The 14,665-nt window shown below is 44.7% G+C and carries 11 protein-coding genes; 3 read left to right on the top strand and 8 right to left on the bottom strand.

The features are described from left to right. Positions 1-33: 33 nt before the first annotated feature. Entirely contained in the window at positions 34-2,685 is a 2,652-nt protein-coding gene (locus tag F3741_07405) for a valine--tRNA ligase (GenBank protein MZG30622.1), read from the bottom strand. A gap of 126 nt (positions 2,686-2,811) precedes the next feature. After that, complete coding sequence (locus F3741_07400) at positions 2,812-4,287, bottom strand: response regulator (GenBank protein MZG30621.1); 1,476 nt, start codon at positions 4,285-4,287, stop codon at positions 2,812-2,814. A gap of 409 nt (positions 4,288-4,696) precedes the next feature. On the opposite strand from F3741_07400, the gene F3741_07395 reads away from it, so the two are divergent. After that, positions 4,697-6,628 carry a hypothetical protein gene (locus F3741_07395; GenBank protein ID MZG30620.1) on the top strand — a complete coding sequence of 644 codons (1,932 nt, stop codon included), beginning with the start codon at positions 4,697-4,699 and terminating at the stop codon, positions 6,626-6,628. A 188-nt stretch (positions 6,629-6,816) separates the two neighbouring features. Here the strand turns inward: F3741_07395 and F3741_07390 are convergent, their stop codons facing one another. Continuing rightward, positions 6,817-7,362 (bottom strand): class I SAM-dependent methyltransferase, encoded by a 546-nt coding sequence (locus tag F3741_07390; GenBank protein ID MZG30619.1) that lies wholly within the window; start codon positions 7,360-7,362, stop codon positions 6,817-6,819. Positions 7,363-7,597: 235 nt separating this feature from the next. Between F3741_07390 and F3741_07385 the strand changes: the two genes are divergently transcribed. After that, the gene (locus F3741_07385) at positions 7,598-7,792 is read left to right on the top strand and encodes a hypothetical protein (protein MZG30618.1); all 195 of its coding nucleotides are present in this window, start codon (positions 7,598-7,600) and stop codon (positions 7,790-7,792) included. Here the strand turns inward: F3741_07385 and F3741_07380 are convergent. From F3741_07380 to F3741_07370, 3 genes are read right to left on the bottom strand one after another with little or no spacing between them, the layout of a single operon-like run. Beyond that, on the bottom strand, positions 7,781-9,754 hold the full coding sequence (locus F3741_07380; GenBank protein ID MZG30617.1) for an ABC-F family ATP-binding cassette domain-containing protein: 1,974 nt from the start codon (positions 9,752-9,754) through the stop codon (positions 7,781-7,783). The genes F3741_07385 and F3741_07380 overlap by 12 nt on opposite strands. Before the next feature lie 14 nt (positions 9,755-9,768). Continuing rightward, the gene (locus tag F3741_07375) at positions 9,769-10,728 is read right to left on the bottom strand and encodes an ABC transporter permease (GenBank protein ID MZG30616.1); all 960 of its coding nucleotides are present in this window, start codon (positions 10,726-10,728) and stop codon (positions 9,769-9,771) included. A gap of 9 nt (positions 10,729-10,737) precedes the next feature. Continuing rightward, positions 10,738-11,697 carry an ABC transporter permease gene (locus F3741_07370; GenBank protein ID MZG30615.1) on the bottom strand — a complete coding sequence of 320 codons (960 nt, stop codon included), beginning with the start codon at positions 11,695-11,697 and terminating at the stop codon, positions 10,738-10,740. Between the two features lie 39 nt (positions 11,698-11,736). Here F3741_07370 and F3741_07365 point away from each other — a divergent pair, with 39 nt between their 5' ends. After that, on the top strand, positions 11,737-12,486 hold the full coding sequence (locus F3741_07365) for a Nif3-like dinuclear metal center hexameric protein (GenBank protein MZG30614.1): 750 nt from the start codon (positions 11,737-11,739) through the stop codon (positions 12,484-12,486). Between the two features lie 14 nt (positions 12,487-12,500). Here F3741_07365 and F3741_07360 read toward each other — a convergent pair whose 3' ends face one another. Together F3741_07360 and F3741_07355 are read right to left on the bottom strand one after the other, a co-directional pair. Further along, positions 12,501-13,367 carry an SDR family oxidoreductase gene (locus F3741_07360; GenBank protein ID MZG30613.1) on the bottom strand — a complete coding sequence of 289 codons (867 nt, stop codon included), beginning with the start codon at positions 13,365-13,367 and terminating at the stop codon, positions 12,501-12,503. A 319-nt stretch (positions 13,368-13,686) separates the two neighbouring features. After that, positions 13,687-14,517 carry a hypothetical protein gene (locus tag F3741_07355; protein MZG30612.1) on the bottom strand — a complete coding sequence of 277 codons (831 nt, stop codon included), beginning with the start codon at positions 14,515-14,517 and terminating at the stop codon, positions 13,687-13,689. Positions 14,518-14,665: the final 148 nt, after the last annotated feature.

The following is a 14,665-nucleotide window of genomic DNA, read 5'->3' as shown; positions in this document are numbered from 1 at the left end:
AAACATGAGATTCCTGAAGGTGATTAACATTCTTTACTGTATTGCCTGTTCTATAGTTTTTAAATGAATTTCAAGTTTGGCCTGTTTTTCAGAAAGGGTGGTTTTCCTTTTCTCGTCTTTTTCAATGACGTCGGCAGGCGCCTTCTTCACAAAATTCGGGTTGGAGAGTTTCTTATCTAAAAATATGAGGTCTTTTTCAATTTTTTTCAACTCTTTTTCTATGCGATTCCGTTCTTCCTCGAAATCCATCATACCCTCAAGAGGGATAATCAGGTCCATATCCCCAAATACAGAAGATGCGGAAACCTTAGGTTTAGGGATATCCGGCCCTATAGTTATTTGATCCACACGGGCTAATTCGCATATAAATCCTGAATGTTTCTTTAAAGTCGCTTCCAATTCTGCATGGCGGGTTTTGATTAAAACGTTTAATTTCAACCCTGGGTTGAGGTTCATCTCGCCACGGACATTTCGCACCCCCGTAATGACTTCCATTACCTTTCCCATTCCCTCTTCCACATCTTTATCACTTTTTGCGGCATCATATTCAGGAAAAGCACTGATCATAATGCTGTCTCCTTTTTTAGGCAGTTTTTGCCAGATTTCTTCAGTGATAAACGGCATAAACGGGTGAAGAAGTTTCAGGGACGCCTCAAGGACATGCACAAGAACATTTTGCGCAACGGTTTTTTCAGCTCCTTCCTTCTGCAAGCGGGACTTTGCAAGTTCAATATACCAGTCGCAATATTCATTCCAGATAAATTTATAAACCGCCAGCGCAGCATCATTAAACTTAAAATTCTCCAGAGCGTGATTGACTTCCTGCGTGGTGCTGTTCAGTCGACTTAGAATCCACTGGTCAGCGATGGATTTTTCCGAATGTTCGTCCAGTTGACAATTCCCCTCATAACCTTCAAGGTTCATGAACACAAACCGGGAGGCATTCCAGAGTTTGTTACAAAAATTGCGATAACCTTCGATACGGTCCTCAGCCAGTTTAATATCACGCCCTTGAGCGGCAAAAGCCGCCAGGGTAAACCTTAACGCATCTGTTCCATATTCCTGCATGACAGCAAGGGGATCAATCACATTCCCTTTTGTCTTGCTCATTTTCTGCCCCTCCGCATCCCGGATAAGGGCATGGATATAAACATGACGAAACGGCACATCTCCCATGAATTTCATACCCATCATGATCATGCGTGCCACCCAGAAAAACAGGATGTCAAATCCAGTACAAAGAACAGAAGTGGGGTAAAACCTTTTCAATGATTCCGTTTGCTCCGGCCACCCCAATGTAGAAAACGGCCAGAGAGCTGAGCTGAACCAGGTATCCAACACATCTGTATCCTGTTCAAGGTTCGTTGAGGAACAAGCTGAACAGTTTTCAGGTGTCTCCCTGGAAACTTGAATTTCCTCGCAATCCTGACAAGTCCATGCGGGAATCTGGTGCCCCCACCAGATTTGACGGGATATGCACCAGTCTCGGATATTTTCCATCCACTCAAAATAAGTATTTTCCCAAAATTTGGGAACAATTTTAATTTCGCCTTCTCTCACCGCTTTAATAGCTGGTTCCGCCAGTGGGCCTGCCTTAACAAACCATTGCCTGGAAAGATAAGGTTCAACCACTGTCTTACACCTGTAACAATGGCCAACAGAATGGGTCAGGTCTTCTATTTTCAGCAAAATTCCCTGGCTTTTTAAGTCTTCCACCAGTTTTTTACGGCATTCGAAACGGTCCATGCCTTGGTATGCAGGGCCTGCTTCGGCGTTCATAAAACCACTGGGATCCATCACGTTGACGGAATCAAGTTTATGCCGCCGCCCAATTTCAAAATCGTTGGGGTCATGAGCAGGGGTCACTTTTAAAGCTCCGGTACCAAAAGAGGTATCAACATAACTATCTTCAATGAGTGGAATTTCTCTATTCACTATTGGAAGGATTAATGTCTTGCCCTTGAATTCTGTGTAGCGCTCATCTTCCGGGTTGACGGCAACGGCGGTATCTCCCAGCATTGTTTCAGGCCGTGTCGTGGCAATGATCAGAGAACCATCACTTTCTTTAAAAGGATATTTCAAATGATACAGGTGGCCCTGTTTGTCTTCATGCTCCACTTCCAGGTCAGACAGTGCCGTGTGACAACGGGGACACCAGTTTATGATGTAGTCTCCCTTGTAAATCAGCCCCTCTTCATAGAGAGTGACAAAAACCTCTCTGACCGCTTTGGACAACCCTTCGTCCATAGTAAAGCGGTCCCTCTCCCAATCCAGAGAACTGCCCAGTTTTTTCAACTGCTCATTGATTGTCCCGCCGGATTCGTTGCGCCATCTCCACACTCGTTTTACAAACTCTTCACGTCCGAGAGCCTGTCTGTCAGTACCTTCATCGTGCAGTTGACGTTCAACCACGTTCTGAGTGGCAATGCCAGCATGGTCTGTACCCGGTTGCCACAACGCATTAAAACCCTGCATGCGCTTCCAGCGAGTCAGGATATCCTGCAGTGTATTGTTGAATGCATGCCCGATGTGCAGACGGCCCGTAATATTGGGAGGAGGTATAACTATAGAAAAGGGTGGACTATCAAGCTTTTCATCAGCGTGATAAAAATTTTTTTCCTGCCAAAATTGTCCCCAGCGTTTTTCAACTTGCTCTGGTTCGTAATGCTTATCCAATTGTATCATTCAGTGCAAAACTTTCCTGCAGGCAATATAACAAATACTCTCCGCTAAGCCTGAAACGCGCATTGAGAGATTAAAAAAATACAGTCTTAATTTGTGTTTAATTTATAGAGCGGATCATAAATCAGGTTAAAACATGTCCTGCTTTTTAATTTTTTCAATTTCTTCCCGAATCACCCTGCGGGCAATTTCAGGGGTAACCTCTCTCACAACTTCTCGGATGACTTTTAAAATAGCATCGGACAATCCAAAAACTTCCTTTTCCAAAGAAGTGCCCAACGATCTATTCAGCACCTGCCTGACCTCATCGGCAATGGCCTGGCTGAAACGATCATCACCTGATTCATAACTCCAGTCTCTTGAAGATATATCGTCCGTATCTTTACCCTGTCCTGAAAGTCCCGAAATATAATCCAGATTTTCTTTTATATCTTCCGGAGTCGCAGGTCGTTTGCCCACCTCTGAAAACGCACCCGGAGCTATTTTTTCTAACAGGTCTTCAGGCTCGGGAACAATCCCCCCCAACGAGGACAGTTCAGGACGGGATTCCTCGAAGTCAGGCTGGTCCGGTCTGGCCCCCATGGCAAGCTCCTTGAACGTTGAGTCCAGGTCATCCATATTATCCATCTTACGGGGGCGAACTTCCGCAAATATTTCTGGCTCATCATCATAGCTGTCGTCTTCACCGGCATCTAACTCTGCCAGGGATAAAGGCTCACTTTCTTCTTCAATGGAGCTTTGGGGATTTACAGACTCCTTCAACTCTTCAACACCCCGAATCATCTGGTCCATTATGTCGTCATCACTTCCGGATGGAACGACAGGTTCCTGCAATTCCCCGTCCTGCTCGACAGGGCTTTGCAATGTCTCAGAACCCTGCTCTTCTGCTTCCAAATCTTGTTTGCTTTCTTCTACCTGCGACGGCTCAATGACTTCAGGCTCAGAGGGTTGCGGTTCCTCACTGATCACCCCCTCCGACTCAGGAAGTTCAAGTTCCTCCGTATTTAAAGCGGGATCAGATTCATCATCTGCCGGTTCCGGGGCTTCAACACCTTCCGTTGAAAGTTTTTCTACCGACTCCAGCAATTCCTCAAGGCTGGGTTCTTCCTGCACATCCGGCACCTTCAGGTTTTCTAGTATTTCAGCAGCTTCTTCTGTATCATCCGGTTCAATAACTTCAGGTTCAGCGGGAATTTTTGTTTCTTCTAAATCAGCCGCAGAACTGACAGCAGCATCAGAACCTTCAAGCAGATTGTTGACCATAGTCACAATAACATCTGACTTGAATGGTTTTGATATATGATTATTCGCCCCGCAAGCCTTATAACGCTCTTCATCAAAATCTTCAAAATCGCTGGCAAGCAGTAGAACTTTGATATCACTTGTCTCCGGTGAGCCCTTGATTTTCTCACTCAAGTCAAAACCGTTCAGACCCGGCATATCTATATCAGCCAGAACAATATCTGGTTTAAACTCTGCAATTCGATCAAAAGCTTCCTGTCCATCCCCAACGCCTTCAACCACCACGTCCTCATTTTCAAAAGCCATTGATACAATTTTCTGTATGGTGATGCTATCGTCAGCAACTAAAAGTTTGGATGCCATAAAACTCAACCCTTTGGGATTTTGAAAAGAAGTTCAGACAGGACTGGCTCCTAGCTCACGCCCTTTTTTAGCCAGAAGGGCAGATATCAAGAGCTTTCGGATTAATTATTCAGCAAGTTTAACAAAGCCATTGCTTTGCCACCGGCGGCTCGCCAGCAGGGAAGAAAACCATTCAAACTCAACGATTTAAGTATAACATAAAATACCAGACCACAAAAAAATTTAGCCACTATATCCCTTACCAAGCTATTCAATCCTTTTACAAGTTTTAGATAGAGAGTATTCCAACTCTATGTTTTAATATGACTAACAATTGAAGGATCAAATAGTTGGAGGTGCTTATACCTTGATTCGCAGGAAATCGATTCGCTTTTTCAAAAATCAACTTGTATCAAGATGCCTTGGCACAATGACCTTTCTTGGAATCCTGTCGGCTATCTTCCCTGCCACCGTTTTCGCCCTTTATATTCAGATTGATGGTATTGCCGATATTAAAACAAACTTCAGCGAAGGTTGTTCACCTATTACCGATATCGCCAATCAGGCAGAACGGCAGAAAATAGACGCAGTCTTATTTTCAGACTTTGCCCGTAATTCCATAGAGTTCGGAGTCAAACCTTTTGAAAAAATTTTTAAGGACATATATCAGGGACCTTCTGTGCTCGAACGGGGAGCAGGAGGGTATTTGTCAGAAATTAAAGATAACGACCGAAAGTTTGAACGCACTTTACTAATTCCGGGAGTGGAAACCATTCCCTTCTATTTCTGGACCGGAAGTCACTATGATAAAAACCTGATGGCCCATAACCGGGATAAACATATGTTGGTATTTGGACTGCCTTCCGCACAAGAATACGAACAACTACCCTTACCCAACAGTAATTTTTCAAAAAATTATATCAATGAGTTTCTAAATGATTTCTTGATCATCGGCTTCATATTTTTGCTAACCGTAGGAGCCGTATATAAAGGTTATTCCCGAAAAATCACAGTACCACTTATGTTGTTCTTTGCCCTGCTGACCGTGAACAATCATCCTTTTCAAAGCACGCCCTTTGATGCTTACAAAGGCGATCAAGGCATGGAGCCATATCAAAACTTTATAGATTTTACCACCTCCAAAGGAGGGCTGGTTTTTTGGAACCACATGGAAATAAACACCGGGATCAGCCAGAAAGATACCCTGTCTCTGGAAACCCTACCCTACCCTGATGATCTGTTAAAAACACAAAACTACACAGGATTCCAGGCCGTTGGCGACACACCTATCAGGCAGACAGAACCCGGTCAGCAATGGGACCAGGTGCTCATTGAATATCTTGATGGCCAGAGGGGAAAACCCGTATGGGGAATAGGGTCTAATGACTATCTTTGCGAAAACCAGAATGGGGATAGTCTGGGGTCCGTGCGCACCATTTTTCTTGTACGGGAAACAAACCATGAGGCTGTGCTTGAAGCAATGGAAAAGGGCAGGATGTATGCCGTCCGGCAATCCGATGCGAACCGGCTTTCACTTGATGAGTTTGTAGTCAAAGACCAAAAAGCGGGTAATCAAGTAACTTTGGGAGAAGAACTGGTTTCAACTGATTTTCCCGCCATCAGCATGAAACTTCGTTCAGTGCAGGGTGGAAACAAAACAGCCCAGATACAGATCATCCGTAACGGAACCCTGGTGAAAGAAGAAACTGTTTCTCTTCCTTATGACTTAACATGGAGAGATGTCGGCATAGACCGTGTTAAACCCGTATATTATCGCGTCAAGGCAATGGTCTCTCCCACAGACCATTTAGTTTCTAATCCAATATTTGTGAAATTTGTAGACAATATTGGGGTAGATGTTGCCTCAGTCCCGGCACCCGAACCCTCTCCCGCTCCCGTCATGAAAAAACCTGTCGTGACTCAAACTGCTCCAACCGAGCAGCCAAAAGCTCCAAAAATCGCCAGGTTTTCTGGTACACCATCTCCTGCCCCACCGGCTACCTCGGTACCCGCGCCCACCCCACCACAAAACATAGCACCCGTTCCAAAACCTGTTGTGGCCGAACCAGCTCCAGCAGAAACAGCCATGAAAGAGCCAACACTACAAACACCTGTGGTAGAGTCTCCACCCGGTAGACGTTTAAAGGTTGTGACCGATGGGGTTGAACTGAAGAAAGGTCCTGGTCCCGTTTTTCCCAATATCGCCAAGCTCAGAAAAGGGGAAGAAGTGAGTTTGGTAAGACGGACAAACATTGAACTCAACAATAAAAACTGGCTGGTGGTGAAACATAAAGGCAGGTCCGGTTATATCTGGGAAGGCATGGTCCAATGGGCGGACAACTCCGCAGGTAATCAGCCATAAAGTTAATGAGCAAACAAGCGTTTGTCTCGGCATTAGATAACATAATTGCGAACCGAAAATCTGCACCTAGAAAGTTTTTCATCTCCCCACCCCTAATGGGGGAAGGTTATTTTAAATAACCCAAAACCGGTTAAAGCCGGGCAAAACTGTTGCCAGCAAGTTTTTGCTACTGCTCACCAGCCCCACGCTCAGTAGTAGCTGTTTATCTTACTTCCTTTATCGAGTTGGTAGAGGAATAGAGTTTTATCTTCACTGATTTTTTCTGGTGTCATACCTCGCAGGCAAAATCTATAAGAGACAATTCTTACGGAAGGTTTCAATTTCTTTAAAATTTCCGGGAACAATTTATCCATCGCCTGGTGGGTCAGGTAAAGGTAAAGCACGTCTGAAGACCCAGGGTCAAAGTCAAACAAGTTTCCCCGGACAAATTTGACCTTGTCACCAACCCCGTTGATCCTCGCCAGCAAACGGGCCAGTAAAATTTTTAAAGGATCTATTTCAACACCGACCGCATGAGCGTTGAACTCCCTCGCCGCAGTAATCAAAACACGGCCCTCACCACAACCGAGATCACAGATGGTTTCGCCAGGTTGAACTTCAGCAAATCGCAATATTCTCCTTATTGTTCCTGGAAGTAGCGGATGCCATGGAGCGCCAAAAAAAATCGGCAAAATCACCATCGCCGCCAAAAGCAATAAAACAGAAACCAGAACTATTGTATGGAGCTCGACCATGCTAAATATTTTTACTCTTTCTGTAAAAACTTCTAGAAATTTTTATATGCTATTGATGCTGAAATTTTATATGCAAGTCCCTACCCCCGAACAGACAAGAACTATTTCCCCTTATAAAATAGAGCTTTAATCTTCATAAAACTCTATTTACACCTTCCAACCTTTCATTTGGCACGCCTGTTGTTATGTTCTTCTATCGTGTAGTCGATTTCAGACCCAAACCCGGAGTAAAGAAATGAAATCTCACGGGAATAAACCAGTAGCTATATCACCTGGCGAAGAACCTTCTAAAAAAGCTTTAAGAAAGTACGTTTCGGAGTGGATGAATGGTGAGCGGGAAGTGACCAGGCACCAGGTGCATTACCTGGCAACATGCATGAACGACAGGGACCTTGAGTGGCTTCTTAGGAAAGGAATGTTAAATCCCTGAATCGCTTTCAGCCATACTCTCAATCCGCTCTATCTTAATGGTCAGTTCATCCCATTCCCGCATCAGAATTTTTTCTTCAGCCTTAAGTGCTTTCTGTTCTTCTAAAGTTTCCAGCAAACGGGATTTTTGATCGTTCTCATATATGGAGGTTTCTGCAAGCCGTGACTGGATATCCTCATTCGTTTGCATTAAAGTCTCCAGTCTTGACTCCACCTCCACCAATCTTGTCTGCAAAGGTTTCAGGTTTTGATAACGCTGGTTTCTTTCTTCGGCTTCCTTTTTTTTCCTTTCCTTATTTAACTGTGATGACGAAGGCTCTCTTACAACTTTATCTGACGCCTCAACACCTTGCACCTCTTTGGATTTAGCCCACTCATAATCGCTATAATGTCCCGGGTAGTCCTTAACCTCTCCACCATCCACCTCCCAGACGCGGTTGATAAAGCCATCCAGAAAAAACCGGTCATGGGAGATGATCACAAGACTTCCCTCGTAGTCAGAGAGCACCGCCGCTAAATGTTCCCGCGATCTCATATCGAGATGGTTCGTCGGCTCATCAAACAGAATCAGGGAAGGAGGAGCTTGTGTAGTGGCATTACCACTTTTTGATGACCCTCCGCCACAAAGCATTCTTGCCAGAGCCAGCCGGGAACGCTCTCCTCCCGATAAGACGGAAACTTTCTTTTCTACATCATCACCGGCAAACAAAAATGCGCCAAGAATATTCCGTTTCTCAGTGAGCAAAAGCCCGGGAGCAGATTCTTCCAGAGATTGAAAAACCGTGTGGCTATAATTCAATGTCTCTGCCTGATGCTGTGCAAAATAAGATCTTGTAACGTTTGCTCCAAGTTTGATTTCTCCCTCATCAGGCGGCAGCACACCTGCCATCAGTTTTAAAAGGGTGGATTTTCCCGCCCCATTTTCTCCCACCAAGGCCACCTTCCATCCTCTTTCAAGATTGATAGAAAAATTTTCATAAACCTTGAGATCTCCATACGCCTTATTGACTTCTTTAACCTCCAAAACATTTCGCCCCGTTCTCACAGGCTGAGGGAAACGGAAGTGAATCGCCTTTGTGCCCTGCACCGTTTGTACCCGCTCCAACTTGTCCAGCATTTTTATTCGGCTTTGCACCTGAGTTGCCTTGGTATTTTTGGCTCGGAACCTTTCAATAAAACGTTCGACTTCCGCAATTTTTCGGCTTTGATTTGCGGCCTGGGACTCCAGCAATGCTGCCTTATCCTGCTTCTGTTTTTCGTAGTCGTCATAATTTCCGGTATAAACTGAAAGCGACCCGCGGTCGAGTTCAATGATCCGGCTCACCAGGGAATTTAAAAACCTGCGGTCATGAGAAATAATCAGGACACTGCCTTCATAGGATTTCAGAAAATCCTCCAGCCATACAACAGACTTCAGGTCCAGGTGGTTCGACGGTTCATCCAGCAATAAAATATCAGGACTTTGCAACAACAAGCGCGAAAGCTCACACCGCATTCTCCAGCCACCTGACAACCGGTCAAGAGGTTGATCCCATTGTCCGGATTTAAACCCCAGTCCCTGAAGAATGATTTTTGCCCTGGCTTCCCGGTCATAACCCCCTAAGCGTTCAAACTCGTGTTGCAGCTCCCCATATCGTTCATGGAAAGTCTGATCCGACTCCAACCTCTCCATTTCGGTTTTCACCTTGAAGAAATGTGGATCTCCAAGCACCACCCTTTCAAGAACGGTTTCGCTACCGCCTTCCATTTCCTGTTCCAGTAAACCCAGGCGCAATCCCTTTCGCAGTGTTACCTTGCCCTGATCCGGCATCGCGCCTCCTGTTATCACTTGAAAGAAAGTGGTCTTGCCTGTACCGTTTTCCCCCACCAGCCCCACCTTTTCTCCCTGACGCAAATGGAAGCTGACATTCTGAAACAATATTTTTGAACCAAATTGTTTACTAACCTGCTCGACAAAAATCACTGGACGCCATGCCTTTAAGGAGTTGATCTGAGTTTAGGATTGAATGCTTCCCTCAACCCTTCACCACAAAGGTTGAAAGCCAGCACGACAAAGAGGATGGTGAATCCGGGAATAAACATCAGCCAGGGAGCGTCGAACAAAAATGTCTTGCCATCCGCCATGATATTTCCCCAGGTAGCGTCCGGGGGTTGCACACCAAAACCCAGAAAACTTAAAGCGGATTCGGTCAGAATGGCCGTAGCCACACCAATGGTCGCTGAAACCAGAACAGGAGCTATAGCATTTGGTACCATATGAATAAAAATAATGCGCCACTCGGGAATAGCCTGGCTTTTGGCAGCGATCACGAAATCCTGTTCCCGGAGAGCCAGAAACTCTGCCCGGACAAATCGTGCTATTCCCATCCAACTTGTCAAACCAATCACAATCATTATGTTGTAAATACTAGGAGGAAGCAGCGCGACCACGGTCAGAATCAGGAAGAAGCTGGGGAAACAAAGCATAATATCTACAAAACGCATGATGAGCGTATCGACCGTGACGAAGCCCAGTTTCACCCTGCCATAAAAACCTGCCAGACCACCAAAAAATATTCCTACCGTCAGCGATATTCCCACAGCGACAAAGCCGACGGTTAGAGATACAAAGCTCCCCTCAATCATCCGGGCAAACACATCCCTTCCCAATTCGTCGGTGCCCAACAAATACATCCCCAAGGCAGGCGCGTCATCCCCGGTAGAGACCTTGCTCGTGTATGGAGTGAGTGGTGGCAAAAACTTTTCTGACAACCGCACTGTTTTAGGATTAAACACAACTATATCCTGAGTTAAAACCTTACCCACTATTGCGAGTAAAAATAACATGATTAAAAACCAAAAACTGGCATAAGCCATGCGGTTGCGTTTGAGAATAGTCCAACGCTCCTGAAATAATCCTTTAGAAGGTGGCAGTGCGTCGGCGATTTGTTCGTTCATAATTTTTGCCTAAAATTTTATTCGTGGATCAGCCACTCCATAAAGAATGTCAGAAATCAATGTTCCCAACAAAACCAGTATGGCTGAAAAAAAAGTCAGCGTCAGAATTACGGGGAAATCCCTCGCCAAAATAGCCTCATATCCCAGTCGCCCCATCCCCGGCCAGGCAAAAATGGTTTCAAATATAACCGATCCTCCGATCAGACCCGGAATCATCAGACCAAACATTGTGATGAATGGAAGAAGTGCGTTTCGCAGTCCATGACGATAGATCACCTGATCTTCAGGAAGTCCCTTGGCCCGCGCAGTGCGCATGTAGTCCTGATGAATCACCTCCAGCATTTGTGAACGGACGTAGCGCGATAATACAGCCATGCCCCCTACTGCCGAGATCAATGCGGGAAGCGTCAAATGCCAAACTCGATCCATGGATTTAAACAATAGCGGAGCTTCTTCCAACCCAAAGGTTCTCATGCCGATAACAGGAACATCAAAAGTTTTGACCATGAAAATGATAAGGAGATAAGCCAGGAAGTATCCTGGAAAAGATATCAGCGCATAAGAAATAAAAGTGCTGGTTCTATCAAAATCAGAGTTCCTGTTTATGGCCGCTTTAATTCCAATTGGAAAGGCCAGAAACCAAATAATCAAACTACTAACAATGAATAAGGGAACGGAATTGAGAAACCTGTCCCAGATTTTAGTTAATACCGGCTGATTATCCTTAAAAGACTTGAGTTCTCCCGTAAAAAGGTCTCTAACCCAATATACATATTGTATGTGAAGAGGTTCATCCAAATGGTACGCGGCCCGAATACGCTGGATATCTTCCGCTTTCATTCTCGGGTTGGAAGGATCCACCAAAGCCGGTTCTCCGGGAGCCAGGTGAATCACCGAGTGTGAAATGATTGAGATAAATATCAGCAGAATAATCCTCTGCCAAATGTTTCTTAAAATAAAGTTGATCAATATTGCCTCAAGAACCCATTGGAAGTTATAATTTCGATCATGGACATTCTACAACTCAGCAACTATCTCGACAACCTTTTGGATATCTCATCCATTAACGATTCACCTAACGCCCTGAATGGATTACAGGTTCAAAATACAGGTGAAATAAAAAAAATTGGGCTTGCTGTAGACTTGTGTCAGGCCACCATTGATCTGGCCATAGAAAAGAACTGCCAGATGTTGTTTGTGCATCATGGAATTTTCTGGGGTGGACTGCTACCGCTTCGTGGTCCTTTTTATGAAAAAATCTCTTCCATGATAAGCGCCAACCTGGGTTTGTATGCGGCACACATTCCTCTCGACCTGCATCCGGTGCTGGGCAACAACCGGGCTCTGGCTGATTTGATCGGGATGGAACACCTAGAACCGTTTGGCGAATATGGTGGCATTAAGATTGGTTTAAAGGGAACGGTTCACAAAAAATCCGCTGAAGAACTTGCCCATGAATTACAGGAGAAACTTGGATCACCCGTCAAAGTCATAGGTGAAGGAGAGATTGAGACTGTCGGACTGGTAACCGGTGGCGCCGCGGATATAGTCCAGCAAGCCAGCCGTGAAGGACTTGATGCCTATATCACTGGCGAAGGCGCGAACCATCACTACCATGAAGCTATTGAGGGAAACTGTATTTTACTGTTTGCCGGCCATTATGCCACTGAGACGGGAGGAGTGAAATCGGTGGGTCTGCATTTAGAGCAAAAGTTCGGCATTGCCAGTGAATTCCTCGACTACCCAACGGGACTTTAGATCAGAGCGACCCATTAAAAATCTTCAAGCAAAGATTTCAAACCAGAACGGTAATCTGGATATAGCAGGTTCACCCCAAGTTCTTTTTTGATTTTTTCGTTTGAAACTCTTTTGTTGGCCATATAAAAACCCTTTGCCATTGAAGAAAGTACCGCCTTCTCATAAGGCACAAGCGGCGGCGGTTCGACTCCCAACAAACCACAGGCAAACTCCACCGCCTCCGCTGGAGGACAAGGACAATCATCACTGACATTATAAACTTCTCCAGGCTGGGGATTTTTCATAGAGGCTGCTAATGTTTGCGCAAGATCTTCAGAGTGCACACGTGAAAAAACAAGGCCAGGCTTATCAATGCGCCTGGCGCGTCCCTCCTTTACAGAAACCAGCAGGTTCCTGCCCGGCCCATAAATTCCGACACAACGAAAAATCATCACTGGCAACCCCTGTTCCTTTCCCAGTTTGATCCAGGCTGACTCAACTTCTACGCGTTGGCGATTACGCTCTGTCGTTGCCAATAATGGTGAAGACTCATCCACCCATTCACCATGAGCATCACCATAAACACCCGTTGAAGATATATATCCGATCCATTGAATATTGGCGGCAGCAGTAATTTCTTCGGCAAACTTTTCAAGAATCACATCCCCAGAGGGTTGTGGAGGTATAGTTATTAATAGATGCGTGGCATTGGAAATTGCCTTAGAAACTTCTATCGAAGAATGTGTGCCATCAAAATTAATAGCTGATAAAGTTGATGGCAGGCTTTCATTTTGCCCATCCCGAACTGTTCCTGAGACACTCCACCCTTGAGAAACAAGCTTTTCGGCTAAGGCTCTTGCAGCAAAACCCAAGCCAAAACAAAACAACCTTCCCGGAGGAATGTTATCCTGCAAATCTTTTTTTTCAGTGATATTCAAAGTGTTTCTGGAAGTGATTTATAAGAGCTTTAAAAAAAATGCCTTCCTATTTTTAAGGAAGGCATCCAAAATCAAATTCAGTCAGGTATTGCTCTATATTGCAAACACCCAATTATCCGAAATAAATTAACATTTACCCGTTTACTTTTATTTTCGCGTTCTCCTTTGATACTTTTGTCTAACAGGAACACGATTGTTCAGGAAAAACAGAACCAACGACCCCAAAATCCCCAAACCCATTGGATACACCCAATTTATTTCTGTAGCCATAGCAACCTCAATATTAAAAAGTGAATCGATATTTTTCAAATAACTGGAGCGTTACTACTTCTTTTCCTTCTTTAGAAACCTCTTGCTCAATACGCTTAACTGCCATATTACGAATGAAAGGAATCGGAATTCGAGAGACCTTTTCCAAAGCGTCATCTTCCCACTTAAGAGAAACTTCAACAGCTTCTTCCTTTTCCTGTTCTATCTGCTCATCGCGTTTGAGGTCTTCTTCGGTAATTTCCATACCCATAGCTTCTTTAGCGGATGCGGGCATAATATTGGTAAAAACCTCATCAATGATAGCGGGCGTGATCATCTTATCACCACGCTGACGTGCTCTACCCTCGATGGTTTGTTTAGCCATACCCAGAACAAAGGGTGGAACCTTCTCCATTTTTTCAAGCGCCCCTTTGCTCCAAGGCATACCCTGGGGAGTAGCAACTTCCATATAGTTTTTAAATTTTTCAACGATATCGTCTTTTTTCTCAGTGCGCAGGGAGAGAAAGTCTTCTATCTCCTCTATCACTTCCACCTTACGTGGGCTCTGGCGCATTTTGTCCTTAGCCACATCAAAGGCATCCATCGTCAACTCTTCAAACCCGAAGCCTTTGACCCTTTTCGAAACAAGCATCATGGACTCATTTCTTATTTCGGTCAGGTAATCAGAAGTCACTATTTTAAAACCTCTCTTAACGCAACGTTGCACCATCAGCTTGCGTATTCCCGGACGCACAAACTCCGGAGCGTGCTTAACCCTCTCCCAGGCTTCCTCTGCCCATTCAACACCATTTTCCCTAGCATAGGGGTGGTCGACATCAGCGATTTTTATTTCTCCGGTTCCCATAAATAAACCAAAAGGTTGAAAGTTTTACATGTATTATTAAAAAGATTGTATTATAAGATCAAACCAATAAATCAAAGGCTACACAATTCCCTTCATGTAAAAGGGTTGAATATATCAAGCTCTGATTTTATAAAGGCCTACTTAAAAA

The organism is Nitrospinota bacterium (assembly GCA_009873635.1).
GTDB lineage: Bacteria > Nitrospinota > Nitrospinia > Nitrospinales > VA-1 > LS-NOB.
This window is presented reverse-complemented; position numbering and strand designations above follow the sequence as displayed.